At 37.9% G+C, this 16741-nt stretch carries 19 protein-coding genes; 10 read left to right on the top strand and 9 right to left on the bottom strand.

Features of this window, described 5'->3' with window-relative positions:
* Position 1 precedes the first annotated feature (1 nt).
* From ACE199_RS19675 to moaD, 4 genes are read left to right on the top strand one after another with little or no spacing between them, the layout of a single operon-like run.
* On the top strand, positions 2 to 1294 hold the full coding sequence (locus ACE199_RS19675; RefSeq protein WP_375351265.1) for a molybdopterin molybdotransferase MoeA: 1293 nt from the start codon (positions 2 to 4) through the stop codon (positions 1292 to 1294).
* Positions 1255 to 1788, top strand: coding sequence for a molybdopterin-guanine dinucleotide biosynthesis protein B (gene mobB / locus ACE199_RS19680; protein ID WP_375351266.1), 534 nt, complete (start codon positions 1255 to 1257; stop codon positions 1786 to 1788). The genes ACE199_RS19675 and mobB overlap by 40 nt, the downstream gene beginning before the upstream one ends.
* The gene (locus ACE199_RS19685) at positions 1769 to 2239 is read left to right on the top strand and encodes a molybdenum cofactor biosynthesis protein MoaE (RefSeq protein ID WP_252295527.1); all 471 of its coding nucleotides are present in this window, start codon (positions 1769 to 1771) and stop codon (positions 2237 to 2239) included. Before mobB ends, ACE199_RS19685 begins: the two co-directional genes overlap by 20 nt.
* Complete coding sequence (moaD, locus tag ACE199_RS19690; protein ID WP_127761795.1) at positions 2236 to 2469, top strand: molybdopterin converting factor subunit 1; 234 nt, start codon at positions 2236 to 2238, stop codon at positions 2467 to 2469. Before ACE199_RS19685 ends, moaD begins: the two co-directional genes overlap by 4 nt.
* Before the next feature lie 77 nt (positions 2470 to 2546).
* On the opposite strand, the gene ACE199_RS19695 is transcribed toward moaD, so the two are convergent.
* From ACE199_RS19695 to ACE199_RS19725, 7 genes are all read right to left on the bottom strand, one after another.
* Positions 2547 to 3389, bottom strand: a complete 843-nt coding sequence (locus tag ACE199_RS19695) for a sulfurtransferase (RefSeq protein ID WP_375351267.1) — start codon at positions 3387 to 3389, stop codon at positions 2547 to 2549.
* Positions 3390 to 3425: 36 nt separating this feature from the next.
* Positions 3426 to 4550, bottom strand: a complete 1125-nt coding sequence (locus tag ACE199_RS19700) for a histidine kinase N-terminal domain-containing protein (RefSeq protein WP_252291387.1) — start codon at positions 4548 to 4550, stop codon at positions 3426 to 3428.
* Positions 4551 to 4796: 246 nt separating this feature from the next.
* Positions 4797 to 5915: an ABC transporter ATP-binding protein gene (locus ACE199_RS19705; protein WP_375351268.1), complete on the bottom strand. Its 1119-nt coding sequence runs from the start codon at positions 5913 to 5915 to the stop codon at positions 4797 to 4799.
* Between the two features lie 28 nt (positions 5916 to 5943).
* Positions 5944 to 6600, bottom strand: a complete 657-nt coding sequence (gene modB / locus ACE199_RS19710; RefSeq protein ID WP_375351269.1) for a molybdate ABC transporter permease subunit — start codon at positions 6598 to 6600, stop codon at positions 5944 to 5946.
* A 5-nt stretch (positions 6601 to 6605) separates the two neighbouring features.
* The gene (gene modA / locus ACE199_RS19715; RefSeq protein WP_375351270.1) at positions 6606 to 7403 is read right to left on the bottom strand and encodes a molybdate ABC transporter substrate-binding protein; all 798 of its coding nucleotides are present in this window, start codon (positions 7401 to 7403) and stop codon (positions 6606 to 6608) included.
* On the bottom strand, positions 7400 to 8014 hold the full coding sequence (mobA, locus tag ACE199_RS19720) for a molybdenum cofactor guanylyltransferase (RefSeq protein ID WP_375351271.1): 615 nt from the start codon (positions 8012 to 8014) through the stop codon (positions 7400 to 7402). Before mobA ends, modA begins: the two co-directional genes overlap by 4 nt.
* Positions 8011 to 8505, bottom strand: coding sequence for a MogA/MoaB family molybdenum cofactor biosynthesis protein (locus ACE199_RS19725; protein WP_375351272.1), 495 nt, complete (start codon positions 8503 to 8505; stop codon positions 8011 to 8013). The genes mobA and ACE199_RS19725 overlap by 4 nt, the downstream gene beginning before the upstream one ends.
* A 251-nt stretch (positions 8506 to 8756) precedes the next feature.
* On the opposite strand from ACE199_RS19725, the gene ACE199_RS19730 reads away from it, so the two are divergent.
* The 5 genes from ACE199_RS19730 to ACE199_RS19750 all read left to right on the top strand — a co-directional run bounded on the left by ACE199_RS19730 (position 8757) and on the right by ACE199_RS19750 (position 12904).
* On the top strand, positions 8757 to 9428 hold the full coding sequence (locus ACE199_RS19730) for a GntR family transcriptional regulator (protein WP_375351273.1): 672 nt from the start codon (positions 8757 to 8759) through the stop codon (positions 9426 to 9428).
* 15 nt (positions 9429 to 9443) lie between these two features.
* Positions 9444 to 10655 (top strand): L-2-hydroxyglutarate oxidase, encoded by a 1212-nt coding sequence (gene lhgO / locus ACE199_RS19735; protein ID WP_375351274.1) that lies wholly within the window; start codon positions 9444 to 9446, stop codon positions 10653 to 10655.
* 209 nt (positions 10656 to 10864) lie between these two features.
* A complete protein-coding gene (locus ACE199_RS19740; RefSeq protein WP_375351275.1) occupies positions 10865 to 11518 on the top strand; it encodes an alpha/beta hydrolase in 654 nt (217 codons plus the stop codon).
* A gap of 2 nt (positions 11519 to 11520) precedes the next feature.
* Complete coding sequence (locus tag ACE199_RS19745; protein WP_375351276.1) at positions 11521 to 12303, top strand: dioxygenase family protein; 783 nt, start codon at positions 11521 to 11523, stop codon at positions 12301 to 12303.
* Positions 12304 to 12583: 280 nt separating this feature from the next.
* Entirely contained in the window at positions 12584 to 12904 is a 321-nt protein-coding gene (locus tag ACE199_RS19750) for an AMP-binding enzyme (protein WP_252282635.1), read from the top strand.
* A gap of 168 nt (positions 12905 to 13072) precedes the next feature.
* On the opposite strand, the gene ACE199_RS19755 is transcribed toward ACE199_RS19750, so the two are convergent.
* Positions 13073 to 13231, bottom strand: a complete 159-nt coding sequence (locus tag ACE199_RS19755) for a hypothetical protein (protein ID WP_375351277.1) — start codon at positions 13229 to 13231, stop codon at positions 13073 to 13075.
* 139 nt (positions 13232 to 13370) lie between these two features.
* Between ACE199_RS19755 and ACE199_RS19760 the strand changes: the two genes are divergently transcribed.
* Entirely contained in the window at positions 13371 to 14366 is a 996-nt protein-coding gene (locus ACE199_RS19760) for an LLM class flavin-dependent oxidoreductase (protein WP_375351278.1), read from the top strand.
* Between the two features lie 333 nt (positions 14367 to 14699).
* On the opposite strand, the gene ACE199_RS19765 is transcribed toward ACE199_RS19760, so the two are convergent.
* Positions 14700 to 16445 carry a multicopper oxidase family protein gene (locus ACE199_RS19765; protein WP_375351282.1) on the bottom strand — a complete coding sequence of 582 codons (1746 nt, stop codon included), beginning with the start codon at positions 16443 to 16445 and terminating at the stop codon, positions 14700 to 14702.
* Positions 16446 to 16741 lie beyond the last annotated feature (296 nt).

Genomic DNA, 16741 nt, shown 5'->3' on the forward strand with positions numbered 1-16741 from the left:
TATGGTAGAGAAACGAACCCCTATTTCAGTAGAAAATTGTGTTCGCAAAGTGATGGAATTTGCCCAAAGGGGAGTAATAGAAACAGTAGCCATTGAACAGGCTCACGGCCGTTTTTTGGCACAGGATTTAAAAGCTGATCATGATGTACCTTTCTTTGACCGATCACCGTATGATGGATTTGCTATTAGAGCAGAAGATACAAAATCTGCTTCTTCCAATCATCCTTTATCATTAAAAGTAGTAGGGGAAATTGGTGCGGGTTCTGTCTTTGGTGGAACTGTTCAAGCGTTTGAAGCTGTTCGAATTATGACGGGAGCGCAAATTCCTGAAGGATGCAATGCTGTTGTCATGCTGGAATTAACGCGAGAATATACAGACAATGATCAAAAGTTCATTGAAATTAAACGCTCTTATAAAAAGGGTGATAATATCTCCTTTCAAGGTGAGGATACACAAAAGGGCACGGTTTTAGTACAAGAAGGTACATATATCAATCCTGGAGTTTCAGCATTGCTTGCAACTTTTGGATACAAAGAGGTGCCTGTTGCTAAAAAGCCGATCGTTGGAGTAATTGCAACTGGAAGTGAACTTCTTGAAGTAGAAGAACCGCTTGAACCTGGAAAAATCCGCAATAGTAATGCATATATGATTTTGGCTCAAATTGAAAGAGCGGGTGGACAGGTTAAATACTTTGGCAAGCTAAGTGATGATTTAGAACAGTGCTTCCTAGCTGTTAAGCAAGCCTTATCAGAAGTAGATATATTAATTACAACGGGCGGTGTTTCTGTAGGCGATTATGATTATTTACCAGCGATTTATGAGAAATTAGGCGCATCGGTTCTGTTTAATAAAGTGGCAATGAGACCAGGAAGTGTCACAACGGTTGCAGAGCTGAATGGCAAGCTTCTATTTGGGTTGTCTGGGAATCCTTCTGCTTGCTATGTGGGTTTTGAATTATTGGTACGACCTATTATTCGTACGTATTTATTTAACGACAAGCCCCATTTGAAAAGAGAAAGTGCGTGGTTAGGAGAGGATTTTTCTAAACCGAATCCATTTACTCGTTTTATTAGAGGGCATATTTCTTTTGAGGAAGGTAAGATGATTGCTTCTCCTTCTGGCTTCAATAAATCTAGTGCTGTCTCCTCTTTAGCGGCAGCGGATGTTTTCATTGTTCTTCCTGGAGGAACACGAGGATATAAACAAGGAATGATGGTTGATGTTCTCTTATTAGAAGATGTTCAAGGAAGTGAGTGGCCTTGGGAAAATATTGTCCCATCTTACAGGTCGTAGGGTATCAAAATAGCGGTAAGACGACATTGATGGAAAAATTAATTAGCAGAGCGGCACAAGTCGGATTAAGAGCAGCATCCATTAAGCATCATGGGCATGGCGGAGCACCCTCTTATGAATCACCGTCTAAAGATAGTATCCGTCATTATGAGGCAGGGGCTGTTGTGTCTAGTGTAGAAGGGGGAGGCACCTTACAGCTGCGCGCTAAGGTGGATGATTTGAGTCTGGAGGAAATGTTACGATTTTACCAATTTTTTTCAATAGATGTCATCTTCGTTGAAGGATATAAAAGGGAAAGTTATCCGAAAGTAGCCTTGATTCGAGATGAACAGGATCTTTCCATTCTGGATTCTTTAACTAATGTACAGTGCATCATTAGCCATGTGCAGGTAAATCAAAAACTAGTTCAGAACTATAAAGTGTTTCAATTAAATGAAGATCACTTATATATAGATTTCATAATGGAAGTGGTGAATAAGGATGGAGTTATTTGAAATTACGCATAGTCCCATTTCGGTAGAAGCATTAATCAGCAAGGTTTCCCGAAGAGAGGCAGGTGCGATTACGACTTTTATTGGGACGGTTAGAGAATTTACAAAAGGGAAAAAGACATTATCTCTTGAATATCAAGCGTATGAACCAATGGCTGTTAAAATGCTTAGTCAAATTGGAGATGAAATTCAGCAAAAATGGCCAGATGCCTTAACAGCTATTACTCATCGTGTAGGTAAATTAGATATAACAGAAGTTGCTGTAGTTATTGCGGTCTCCTCCCCGCATCGAAAAACGGCATATGAAGCAAATGAGTATGCCATTGAACGGATTAAACAAATTGTCCCTATTTGGAAAAAAGAGTTTTGGGAAGATGGAACGAAGTGGATAGGAGATCAACTAGAGACGGTTGAATATCCTGAAGGAAAACCAAGCAAGGGGGAATCGATGTGATCACGGTTTTATTTTTTGCAGGAATACGTGAAGAAGTTGGAATGGACCAGCTGCAAGTAGAGAAACAAGATATCACCGTTTCACAATTAAAAGAGTATCTTCAAACGGAATATCAGCTTTCTTCGCTTCAGCAAGTGATGGTCGCTGTTAATGAAAGCTTCGTGACAGAGGATGAAACGCTAAAGGATCAAGATACGGTTGCATTCATTCCTCCAGTCAGTGGTGGGTAAGAGATATTGAAATGAGGGAATCGAGAGCAATCATGAGCTGCTCGATTCCCTTAATCCGTTTTTCATTATAAGGAGGTTTATTCTTCTCCCAAAGCGATTGCATTTTCAGGATAGCTAATCCAGTCACTCCAGCTACCAGCATACAGTTTTACATTTTGATAGCCAGCCTCATGTAATGCCAAGATATTAGGACAGGCAGAAACGCCAGAACCGCAATACACGATAATTTCTTTTTCTTTGGGTACAGAAGAAAAGTGCTTCTGTAAATCATTCTTTGTCTTCCATTCTCCGGATTCAGTAATGACCTCTTTCCAGAAATAGTTGATGGCACCAGGAATATGCCCAGCTTTTTTATCTATCGGTTCTTCTTCTCCAAGGTATCTCGCTCTTTCTCGTGAGTCGATTAAAAGAACATTTTCATGGTGAAGTCTGTTTTTTACATCTTCCATATACATAATCTCATCTGAAAGCAAAGCGGGATGAAATGCTCTTGTCTCATATTGCGGAATGTCTATTGTTTGATCCAATCCAGCTTGCACCCATTTAGAGTAACCTCCATTTAAGATGTATGTATTTGTATGGCCTAGATAACGCAATTGCCACCATAAACGAGCGGCAAACATCCCATCTTGATCATCATAAATAATCACATAAGTGGATTGATCAATCCCTATCTCTCCTAATTTAATACATAGTTCATCTATATTGGGTAATGGGTGCCTCCCGCCATGTTTGCCTACTACGCTAGATAAATCTTGATCCAAATCCAAATAAACTGCGCCTGGGATATGCCCGTTCAGATAAGATTTTCTGCCTGCATTTGGATCACCTAAGCTAAATCGGACATCCACGATTACAAAATGAATGACCTTTTGATCCATTAGATTTTTTAACCAATCTACACTTTTCAGATAAGACATGATTTTCACTCCTTTGGACAGTTAGTCGATAAACACTCAACTATTTGGGAAATGTATATTGAATGTTGTTAAATTATCGTTAGATACACAACTCATATAACCGCCATAACATTCTACAATCTTCTTACAAACGTACAAGCCGATACCTGTTCCTAATTCTTTCGTTGTGAAAAAAGGCTCGAAAATTGATTCGATGTATTCACTTGCAATGGCAGGTCCGTTGTTTGATATGCTGATTATCTGTTCATCTGACTCAGTGAAAGAAAGTACTTTCAAAGTCCTAGGCTGATCTTTATGCTTTAATGCATCAATGGAATTTATAAAAAGGTTTAGTAATACTTGTTTTAGCGCATCTCTGCTCGCTATTATAGAAAAATCAGGGGGGATTTCTATATCTACATTTATGCTTTCATCGACTATACTTGCATAAGTTAGTTGTTGAATTTCATCAAATAGGTCCCGGATGAAAAACTTTTCCCTTTTTCCCTCGTTAAAATCAGCTTTGGAAGTGTGAAGGAATTGCGTTATCCTGAAATTCAGCTGATTTAGTTCATAATCCATGATATCTAGATATTTCAGATTGGGATTTTCCTTTTTCAAGAGTTTATTAAAGCCCATAACTGCGGTTAGGGGATTTCTGAATTCGTGAACAAAACTGGATGATATTTGTCCTAGTACTGCCAATTTATCTCTGTGATTTTCACTTATGAAAGTGTTCTTTTCTTCTATCACTTTATTTTTTAGATGTGTATATCTCGTCACGGCATGGAAGCTAAATGTATCGAATAGATTGATGATGTCATTGATTATCAGTTGTATATCATTTAAGGGGATATTTGCTCCAAAAACATTCCTGACAATGATATTTCTTCCTAAGTTAATATTGTATATAAAATCACCAATATTAATATTTGCTTCAATACGTTCATTTGCAACCTCATAAGCCAATTGCTTCAGCTCGTCGTCGGACAAAGAGCCTTTAATGGCATTCAGGATGAATGAATACAACATAATTCCGTTTTCTTTTATCTTTTCTTTGTAGAGGTCGTTTTCATCCATTATTTTGGTCTCATACCATTCATTTAAAAACAAAGATTGTTGCTCTACCATATATTTTAAAAATACTTTTTTATACCTCATTTGTTCCGTTGTCGATTCCATTTTATTGATCACCTCTTCCTACTGCGATATTTTAGGTTCTTATATTAATAAAATTATACGCCAAAATGCTTCAATTTCATCTACTTATCTGACTATGTCATTATATTATACAGCAGACGCGTTAAAAGCTGTCATTATCGTCTATGATTATTAAGATAAAAGATATAAAAGTATCCAATTGTGGAAGACGAAATAACAGAGCAGCTACAGGTGTATACAAGATGAAGTATAGAAGGGGCTTACGCATTATATCGTAAAATCATGATTGAAACGAATTCTTAATTCTGTATGACAATCAAAGAAATGGGCTTTATCCATATCGAATACAAGATTACATATTTGTCCAGAGGAAATGCTTATATGTGAATGGACACGAGCTGCAAAATTTTGCCCCTCAATCTGAAAATAGATAATCGTTTCAGCGCCTGTGAATTCAGAGACTTCCACTTTGGTATGGATTGCAGTCCCTTTTGCAGCGTTGGTAAACGTAGATTCATGATGAATATCTTCCGGTCTAATACCAAGAATAATCTCTTTTCCAACATACCCTTGGTCACGCAGCATGTTCATTTTGTGTTCTGGGACCGTTATCTGTATACTGCCGATTATAAATTTGTTTTCTTCTAGCTTTCCATTTAAGAAATTCATGGCTGGTGAACCGATAAAACCGCCTACAAACACATTTTCAGGCTTTTCATAGACGTCTTTTGGAACTCCGACCTGTTGAATCCTGCCATCTTTCATCACAACAAGGCGAGTAGCCATTGTCATTGCTTCCGTCTGATCATGCGTGACATAAATGGTAGTTGTCTGTAAACGTTGATGGAGTTTAATAATTTCTGTACGCATTTGTACACGGAGCTTCGCATCAAGGTTTGATAAAGGTTCATCCATCAAGAACACCTTTGCGTCACGGACAATCGCACGTCCTAAAGCTACACGCTGACGCTGACCTCCGGATAAAGCTTTAGGTTTACGATTTAGACAGGATTGAACTCCGAGTATGGCAGCTATTTCGTTTACCCGACGATTGATTTCGTTTTTAGGAAGTTTACGAAGCTTCAGACCAAACGCTATATTGTCATATACAGACATATGCGGATATAAGGCATAGTTTTGAAAAACCATTGCGATATCACGATCTTTAGATGGCACATCATTTACTTTCTTTTCATCGATATAAAAATCACCTTGTGATAGTTCTTCTAGGCCGGCAATCATACGAAGAGTTGTTGATTTTCCACAACCGGAAGGGCCAACAAAAACGATGAACTCCTTATCTTTCACATGCAGATTAAAATTTTCTACAGCTGTTACGGTCTGATCATACATTTTATAAACATTGACTAATTTTAATTCAGCCATCAGAGGCGACATCTCCTATATTTTCTGATTAAGGTTTCACTAAGCGTACGCAGATTAACATAAAAAATGAAATCACAATCATACTTGTAACCCATAACCAAGCCATTCCCATATTCCCTGAGTCAATAGCGATATAAATCGCTGTAGAAGTTGTTTGTGTTTGTCCAGGGAGATTTCCAGCAAACATTAAAGTCGCTCCGAATTCCCCTAACGCTCGTGTAAAACTCAAGATTGCACCGGAAATAATCGATTTAAGTGCAAGAGGAATAGAAATAAAAAGAAATATTTTATATTCATTTGCTCCATCGACACGAGCTGCATTTTCAATATCTTGATCAATTGCTTCAAAGCCCGCCTTAGCCGATTGATACATAAGTGGAAAGGATACAACAACAGCGGCAATAACGGCCGCCCACCATGTAAACATAACCGGTTGTTTAAAAATCCACTCAATCAATTGTCCGACTGGACTATTCCTTCCAAATAGTACAATCAATAAAAAGCCCACAACAGTAGGAGGTAAAACTAAAGGTAAAAGGAAAACCGTTTCAACGATGGCTTTCCCTTTGAATGCAGCCTTAGCCATTACGCTCCCACATATTACTCCTAAAATGACAACTATTACACTAGATACAGACGCTACCTCAAGGGAGAGTCTGACTGGTGACCAAAAATCTGAAGCCATTTTAGTTACTGTAGACCTTTAAAGCCATATTTTTTAAATGTTATTATAGATTGTTCATTTTGAAGATATTCATAGAAAAGTTGGGCTTCTTTTGGGTGGGAACTATTCTTAATCACACCGACTGGATAAATAATAGGTGCGTGAGTATTTTCTTTAGCCGTTGCAACAATTTCAACTTTTGGAGAAATTAAGGCATCCGTTTTATAGACGATTCCTGCATCTACATTGTTTGTTTCAATATATGTAAGCACTTGGCGAACATCTTTGGCATATACAACTTTCTTTTCAACAGCTGTCCAGATCTTTAAATGTTCTAATGTTTCTTGAGCATATTTCCCTGCCGGTACAGTCTCAGGGGTACCGATGGAAACTTTCTCAGCTTTGGTGAGATCTTCGAATGCTTTAATTTCTTTATCTGACTCCTTTGGAACGACCAACACAATTTCATTTCCAACAAGGTCGATTCCTTTATCCTTTTCTATGAGCCCTTCTTCTACTAACGTATCGAATTTGTCCTCAGCAGCAGAGAAGAAAAGATCAACAGGTGCTCCTTGAGAAATTTGTTGTTGAAGAGACCCAGAAGCTCCGAAATTATAGGTAATGTGCACATTGGGATGTTCCTTCTCAAAAGTAGCTGTTATATCAGTTAATGCGTCTTGTAAACTTGCAGCTGCTGAAATTGTTAATGTGACTTCTTCATTAGCGGCTTCTTGTGTTTGTTTACTTGGCTCGTTGTTCGAACAGCCAGACATAACGAGCGATAACAACAAAATTGAGAAAAATAAGAAACATAATTTTTTCATCTGTCCTTTTCCTCCTTGCTATGTTGAGAAACTCGTTTATATGTAAGCCAATCTTCCCGGTGATTAATATTAGTAAACACTGGATCTTCCTTAGAGAAGGGGATCGTTTGTACCCGAATTTGGTCTAGAAATAAGCGGATTTTTCTTTCATTTTGATCTACTAATTGTTTCATCGTAACGAGGCTTCGGCGATGGTATAAAGCCAAAAGCGGATGGATTCGATCAGCTTGAGCAGGGACAATGGCGTCATACTCACTATCCTTAGTTAAATGAATCATATATTCAACAAAAGCAGCATTTACAAAAGGAATATCACATGATAGGACAAAAAACCAGTCAGCATCAGCTATGCTAGATAAGGCCTGATACATAGCGAATAATGGGCCTTGATAAGCGTTTGTATCATGTTCAATGATAAACTCCACATCATCTTGTTTGAAAGAAGGAAATAGAGCGTCATTAGTGACAATAACAATGGGAGAAAGAGAATGGGCTTTGAGCGCATCGACACTATGTTCATAAAAACATTTGCCTTTATAGGTTTCAAACATTTTCGGCTTACCATAACGTGAGGACTTACCGCCAGCTAAAATGACACCTGCTATTTTCATTGTCGGTTTAATTCCTCCACGAAATGTTGACATGTCGGTAAAATTAACTTGTTCAAGGCGAGCTTAACCGCATTTGTAGAGCCGGGAAGAGCATAAATGGCTTTCCCGTCTAGACTTCCAGCCACGGCTCTGCTGAACATCGATTTAGGACCGATTTCTATGTAACTTAAAGAGCGAAACAGTTCTCCAAACCCTTGCATTTCTTTATCAAGAAGACTGGAAACAGCTTCATATGTAACATCGCGAGGCGTAAAGCCTGTTCCCCCAGTAATAATAATCATCTGAATCAGTGGATTTTTACACCAGTCTTGAATGGTAGAAGTAATCAATGACAATTCATCTTTTACAATTTGATAGTCATGTACAGTATGCTGTTGCTCTGTTAAAAGGTTAGAAATTTCTTTTCCGCTTGTATCATTTTCTTTTGTTCTTGTATCGCTAACCGTTAATATCGCTGTACAAACAGATATAGATGGATTATGACGATGCATTGTTTTTTACACTCTCCTTTATAAGGAAGATAGGAAGTTTTGTATCAATATAGTAACACAGTACGGTGTAACTTGTTAGTGAACTTACTAATAGATAGGCAAGAGGGGGAGCATCAATGTCGGATTTTTCTAATTGGTTGTATCCAATTCAAATTGATTTGTATCCAATTTTTGGATTTTTTGAGGTTTACGTGATGTAATAAACATGATAATATGTAAATTGTATCCAATTTAATGCGAGGTGGATTTCTTTGTTAGAAAGTAAAAAGAAAGATAAGTCCACAGTTGTTAATGAAGTAACCAAAAAGCTGAGGCAAGCTATTTTAGTAGGAACACTGAAAGAAGGGGACCGGCTTATTCAGGAAGAGTGGGCAGAGCGGCTAAATGTCAGCCGGATGCCGATTCGAGAAGCGTTAACACGGTTACAAATGGAAGGACTTGTTGAAATGGTCCCGCATAAAGGAGCAGTGGTCACGCCTATTACGCGAGATCATATTGAAGAAATCTATGATACTCGTGCCATGCTAGAGGGATTAGCCATTGAGAAGTCATTGTCATTTTTAACTGAACAGGATAAAAATGAGTTGGAAGAGATTCTATTGCAAATGGAAGGAATTGAATTATGCGATGAAACAAATGATCAGTACATTCAATTGAATGCATTGTTTCATGAGACCCTTAGGAAGGGGTGTCCGTGGTTACGGGTTCATAAAATGGTTGAAACGCTTGGCATTTCACCGATTGCACCCAATCTGTTAATCGATTATCACAAGGAAACACAACGTGAACATCGATTGATTTACGAAGCTGTACGACGCGGAGACCCAAAAGAGCTACGGGCTGCAGTTGAGTATCATATTTTACGAACAAAAAATAATTTAATTGAATATATGGAGAGGTTGAATAGTACAAAGCCAGAATAAATGGGGGTATTGACTATGTATGATTTTGCAATTGTAGGTGGCGGTATTGTTGGTTTATCAACAGGAATGGCTATTTATGAGAGGTTTCCAAATTCGAAGGTGATGGTTATTGAGAAGGAATCAGCTGTAGCAGAACATCAAACAGGTCATAATAGTGGTGTCATTCACTCTGGCATCTATTATCAACCAGGAAGTTTTAAAGCAAGATTTGCGAAACAGGGAAGTCAATCCATGACGAAGTTTTGCCAGACTCATGGAATTCAACATGATATTTGTGGAAAAGTGATTGTTGCGACAAAAGAGGAGGAATTACCTCTTCTTGATAACTTATATAAACGTGGTCTGGAAAATAAATTAAACATCCAAAAAATTTCTATCGATGAATTAAAAGAAATTGAACCGCATGTAAATGGACTGAGTGCGATTCGTGTTCCCCAGGCAGGTATTGTGAATTATCGACAAGTCAGCGAAAAATTTGCTGATATTATTCGTGAACAAGGGGGAGAGATTCAACTTAATACAAAAGTAGAAAAAATCCATGAGGAATCGGATAATGTAACGATTGAAACGAGTCGCGGCACATTTAAAGCGCGAATGGTGATTAACTGCGCTGGTCTCCACAGTGATCGCGTGGCAGCGTCAGCTGGCTACAAAACAGATATGAAAATTGTACCGTTTCGTGGAGAATATTATAAATTAAAGCCAGAAAAACGATATCTTGTCAAAAATTTAATTTATCCTGTACCCAACCCTAAATTTCCGTTTCTAGGTGTGCATTTTACAAGGATGATTAGTGGGGAAGTAGACGCTGGACCCAATGCAGTGCTTAGTTTTAAACGTGAAGGCTATAAAAAAACAGATTTTAATGTAAGAGATTTAGCTGAGGTACTTCGTTACGGAGGCTTTTGGAAGTTAGCTGGTAAGTTCATGAAAGAAGGATTAGATGAATATGTCCGCTCCTTTAGCAAAAAGCAATTTACAAAGAGCTTGCAAGAATTGATTCCTGAAATTCAAGAAGAGGATTTAATTCCAGCACCCGCAGGCGTTCGTGCCCAGGCTTTAAGAGATGACGGCAATATGGTAGACGACTTCCATATTATTGTGGGGAAACGTACGATTCACGTATGTAATGCACCATCACCTGCTGCGACAGCTTCAATTGAAATTGGAAAAGAAGTAGCTAGTCATATTCCAAATCAGTCTCATTTACTTCAAGCTATTTTATAATGTAATAATTGTGTACAATTTCCCATTGAATCCATCCCAATTACTAGCCGATTGGATGGGTTTTTTTATTGGTTATGTTTTCGAAAATATATTCAGTTACTTTATTTTATTTGTTAATTAACTAACTTTTATATATTAAGTTGAAAATAAATAGTAGTATAATGAGACAATATATAATAGAAAAAATATAATAAAGGAATGATAAAGTTATGCAAACGTCAATAATATATGAACTTCGTAAACCAAAACAGGTTGAGCCAGGCAAAAGATATCCTGCTTTATTTTTAATGCATGGAATGGGAAGTAATGAACAAGATTTACTGTCACTTACGGGTGGCTTGGAAAACTCATGTTATATCTTTAGTATTCGAGGTCATCTAACACAGCCGCCAGGTTATGCATTTTTTACAATTGAGGGATTTGGCAGACCGCATCGATCTGTTTTTGATGACGCAGTTAAGCGCATTACCAATTTCATTGATTATGCCTGTGACAAGTACCCGATAGATCGAAGTCAATTGTACTTATTAGGCTTTAGTCAAGGAGCCATTCTTTCCATGACATTAGGTTTGACACTTGGAGATCACATTAAAGGGATTGTGGCACTTAGTGGATACATTCCTGAATTCGTAAAGAATGAGTATTCAATTCAGTCTGTTAAGCAGTTATCTATTTTTATTTCGCATGGTGAATTTGATCAAGTGTTACCATTTGAATGGGGAAAAGCGAATGATGAGTATTTTAAACAGTTAGGTGCAAATGTAGCTTTTTATGCTTATCCAGAAGGTCATACTGTATCTCAGCAAAATTATCAAGACTTTATGCAATGGTTACATCATGAATTAGGAAATAAGGAGGAATAAATATGTTCCCAGCTTTTTTTATCGCTCACGGGGCACCGTTGTTAGCGATTGAGGATAATGAGTATACACAATTTTTAACACAACTAGGTCGTACATTACCAAGGCCAAAAGCCGTTGTTTTATTTTCAGCTCATTGGGAGGCTTCGATACAACAGGTAAGCCAAGTAGGCGAATATGAAACAATCTATGATTTCGGCGGCTTTCCTGAAGCGCTATATCGTATTAAATATCCTGCAAAAGGGAACGAGCAGCTTTCAGAGGAAATTAAAGAACTGTTTACGGACCATGGTATATCTTATGAAGTAGAAACAAGCCGTGGATTAGATCATGGGGCTTGGGTTGTCCTTAGAATGCTTTATCCAGATGCTGATATACCGGTTATTTCTATGTCTGTTAATCCACATCTTTCACCAGAGGAGCAATATAAAATTGGTCATTCTCTGTCTGCATTGAGAGAAAAAGATATTTTAATTATTGGGAGTGGAGGTACCGTACATAATTTAGGAATGGTTAATATGGCGGGAGAAGGTCAAATTGATCAATGGGCCCTCGATTTCGACAAGTGGCTGGAAGAGCATTTGAATAATTGGGATGTTGAGTCTCTTTTTCAGTATCGTTCGTTAGCTCCGGCAACAAAGCTTGCTGTGCCGTTGTATGGCAGTGAACACTTTATTCCGCTTTTTTATGCCATGGGGGCCGCTCATAATCAACAAAAAGCTACATTACTCCATCGAAGCTATCGTTATGGAAATTTGAGTCATAGTGTGTGGCAGTTTGGTGAGTAATTGAAGAGAATGTTATATGAATTTTGGACTGTCGAGTTTCTCGACAGTCTTTTTAAGCTATTTGTACTTTTAATACACAGAACGAGTTATTCTAATCTTCTTCTTGAAATAGTATAGATACATACATACATGGAATCCAAAAATTGACTGTTATTTATATGTGAATTAAAATAGTTTAAAGGACTTATTTTTGGAATTTTCAGTTTATTAAAGAGGCTTAGTTTAAAAATATAAGCACTTTATTTAGTGAAGGTGAAACTATATGAAGGAGGAAAAAGACATGATTAAACGTTCTGGACAAAATGTTTCTGCAAGCGAGGTAGAAAGTGTTATTGAAGAACATCCAAGTGTATATGAAGCTGCAGTAGTTGGTATTCCTGATAAGATTCGTGATGAAGGGATGAAAGCCTATGTTGTTTTGCAGCAGAATCATGAGGTATTAAAAGAAGAGCTTATGCACTACTGCCGTTTACGATTAGCTAAATTTAAAGTTCCAGATATTATTGAAATTATTGATGAATTTCCTCGTACTTCAATTGGAGAAGTTCAAAAGCATGCTTTACAACAAATGCATGTAGAAGAATATAGAGACTTTTTTTAAAGGGACATAAGAATAAGGATGAGCTGGATTCCGATGGTAGCAGCAGCTGTTACTGAAATTGGAAGCATAAATTCGTGAATTTTCTATTTGAAAAATGTTTAAAAAGCTTGAGTGAAATTTCCTCAAGCTTTTTGCGATTTCTGATGCTCCCTGTGAAAACAGAACGGGCTACTCTTCATTCACTCGATTTTTAAATACTTCTTCCGGAATAATATTTTCAATCGGTTTACCGTATTGGATATGATCTTTTCCTTCGGTTACACTATTTTTAGGAAGATTTCCAGGGTGCCCTTTTTTCTTATGATTATAATGCTGACCTCGACTCATATTTCTTCGCTCCTTTCTATAATTCCTCTCTAGTTTTTCTCGAAAAGCATTTTTCATGCATGTTCAAGCGAATCAAGCGACAGATGGGTCCGAATACTATAGCATAGTTATTACATAATGATGAAGGAAGGGATGTAGTTTGAAGCTCAGTATTCTTGATCAATCCCCAATTTCTGAAGGACTTTCTGCGAAAGAAGCTTTGCAGCAATCGATTCAATTAGCCAAAGCAGGTGAAGCATTTGGTTACACTCGTTATTGGTTGACAGAGCATCATGATTTAGGCGGGCTCGCGAGTTCTGCCCCAGAGATTTTGTTAGGAGTGATTGGTGCTCATACTGAAAAAATAAAGCTTGGCAGCGGAGCGCTTTTATTACCTTACTATAGGCCGTATAAAGTGGCAGAAACGTTTAATACATTAGCTACGCTTTTTCCGAATCGAATTGACCTTGGAATTGGACGAGCACCTGGAGGAGCAGCAGAAGCATCAATGGCGCTAGCGAATAACTTTCTTGAAAATGTATGGAAAATGCCGGAGCTAGTTGCTGAATTAATTCAATTTCTCCATGATGATTTTCCTGACTCGCATGCATTTTCCAACGTCAAACCAGCACCAGTTCCAGATGTCCCGCCTGAAATATGGATGCTTGGAACGAGTAAAAAAAGTGCCATGCTTGCAGCTGAAAATGGAGTGGCGTATGCGTTTGGGGAATTTATGAGTGAAGCGGATGGTAAAGCGAGTATGAAAAGCTACAGAGAGAATTTTAAAAAGTCGCGTATGTTGGCCTCTCCGAAAACATTGCTCACAGTGACAGCTATTTGTGCGGAAACAGAAGAGAGAGCAAGGGAGCTAGCTTTAAGTTCGTCTATTTGGAAAATTCGGAGCGCCAAAGGAAAAGGAGCATACATTCCATCTGGTGAAGAAGCAAAGAAAGAAATATTATCTTCCGAAGAAAAACAAGTTAAAAAGCAAATGGAACAAAAAATGTTAATTGGCACTCCAGAACAAATACAAGAAAGGTTTCAAGCTCTGCAAAACGAATATGAAACAGATGAAATAATGATTACTACGACAACACATCGTTTTGAAGACAAAATTAATTCCTATCGGTTATTAGCTGAAGCGATTTTATTTTAAATCTAATGAACTAGAATGTTGTAAAAAGAGCAGCTCTACTTTGTAAAATTAAAGATAAGTGAATGTATATTTTTATTATAAGAATAGTAACTTGTCTTTAATGTCACACATTATATGATAATTATTACATCACTTATATATTAGTGGTGTATTTTTTTATTTAGTAGACCTCTTATTCAACAAAAGGGCCAGATTGTTTAGTAATGCTTAATGGGGTAAATGGATATTGTGAATAAATGTACTTAAGCTAAAGGACAGGTTAACAGAATAAGAAATATTAAAAGACTAGCTTTTGATTTTAAGCTAGTCTTTCTTTTTACCATTTCCTTAATTTTAAGGACGGTGAGGATGAGGAGGATGGTGATAAGAACTGGATTCATCATGGTGATGAGAGCTAGACTCATCATGGTCATGGTCTTCTTTGCATCCACAATGTTCGTTGTCCTCATGACAGCATTGGGCAAATGAATCATCTGGGCATACGTCTGGAATCGGGATGCATGGGTTAAAATCGTGGTTTTGGAGAACTTCGAACGGTCGCATCATATCATGGTCCTCGTGTTCAAGGATATGGCAATGCCATGGATAGATTCCAGTAAACGGTCCAAAACGTGCGATGATTCGGGTGACTTCACCTGGGTTAGCACGTACTGTGTCCTTCCAGCCTCTTTCATTTTCATCAGGAGGAATAGCAGGACCAATAATAAGTGGATTGTTTGGATTGTCAGGATCCAAAGGATCTCCAGTGAAAGGTGCCCGATCAAGGATTTGGAATTGAACAAGATGCAAGTGAATAGGATGTGTGTCATTTGTTCTATTAAATAATTGCCATATTTCAATTGTCCCGTTTTTAGGTGTTTCTGTAATAGGTAAGTCTCTAAATCCCATATTGTTTAGTAAAAGAAGCAGACGTCCAAACTCGTCCACTGATTCATCCAAAGTGTTTGTGCGTGTCACAGCAGCTTCACCTGAGCTCAATCGTTCTAAACAGCTTAATGTAGTTGGTATTACGCTCTTATCTTGATGAGAGAGATGTTTTTTAACTCGAAACTCCATAATTTGGGCGGTATCTGGTGTAGGTGGGGTCCCACCTGGGAATGGTGAGTTAGCACTATTGGTCATAATAATTCTTTCGCCTTTATGTTGTGAAAAGTCAACAATTACATCAGCCCTTTCCGCAGGGGCAAGGAGAATCTCTTCGATGACTACAGGATGATCAAATAAACCACCTTCTGCACCTATTTGGATAAATGGCTGGCCTGAGCTTAAGCGGATTTTATAGAACCTTGCATTAGATCCATTATAAATCCTAAAACGATACTTACGAGGTTCTACTTCAAGGAATGGCCAGACTTTACCATTCACCAAGATGGTGTCACCGAAAAATTCTGGTACAATGGAAGGATTTGGTAAAAATGGGACTTCTGGTGTTGGAGGGGGTACTGGATCAGGCTGTGACGGATAGAACAACTCCCCATTCGGGTAAAATGAACGGTCTTGAATTACCAAAGGAATTTCAAACTTGCCACTCGGAAGGTTCAAGCTCTCTTCTTGTGAATCACGAATAAAATATAATCCAGCAAGACCTGCGTATACATTCAGTCTTGTGATACCTAAAGCATGGTCATGGTACCAAAGCGGGGCTGGGCGTTGACAGTTGGGATAATAATATACTTCATGAAGGAATTTGGGACCTCTTTTTTCAAAATTTCGTGTGAACCAAGCTTCTGGAAAACCATCATTTTCTGGACGAACACGTCCTCCATGTAAATGCACAACCGTTCGAACGGAAGGCTGGTTTGGTTCCGCCCCTTCAATCGTTCGATCAATAGGTAAAAGGTGTTCAAATGGCAGCTTGTTTATCCATTTAACCAAGATAGGATGGTCCCGTCTTGTTTCAAAAGTTGGACCAGGATAGGTTCCATTGTACCCCCAAACAGTTGTGGGCGGTAAGTCTCTGTGTAGCTGTTGTTTCACCTGCTTCATCGTCACCTCATAGTATGGAATTCCATTTCGATGTCCAACAGGTTGTATCACTGAAGGGAGAGGTAAAGCATCAACAAACTTAGTTAATACCATAATATTCAATTAATTCCTCCTTTTTTTATGGAGCAATTTATATTAAGTTGTACTAGCAGTATATGGGGGAGAAAAGGGATATGTAAGAGGCAAGAGTATAAAAGGAATAAAAAAGTCGAGCATTGGCAGGCGTATGATCTGAATGCAAGATTGTGAAGAGATGTACTTAAACAAAACCAGCTAATAGTTTGTCAATAAAAATCTTTTAAATTAAAAATAACTTCATGCTATACTAAAAATGCACAACTCAAATAACCCTCTGAACTTAGTTTGGAAGGTTTTTGCTTTATTTGAAA

It is taken from the genome of Peribacillus sp. Hz7 (genome assembly GCF_042136355.1).
Lineage (GTDB): Bacteria > Bacillota > Bacilli > Bacillales > DSM-1321 > Peribacillus > Peribacillus asahii_A.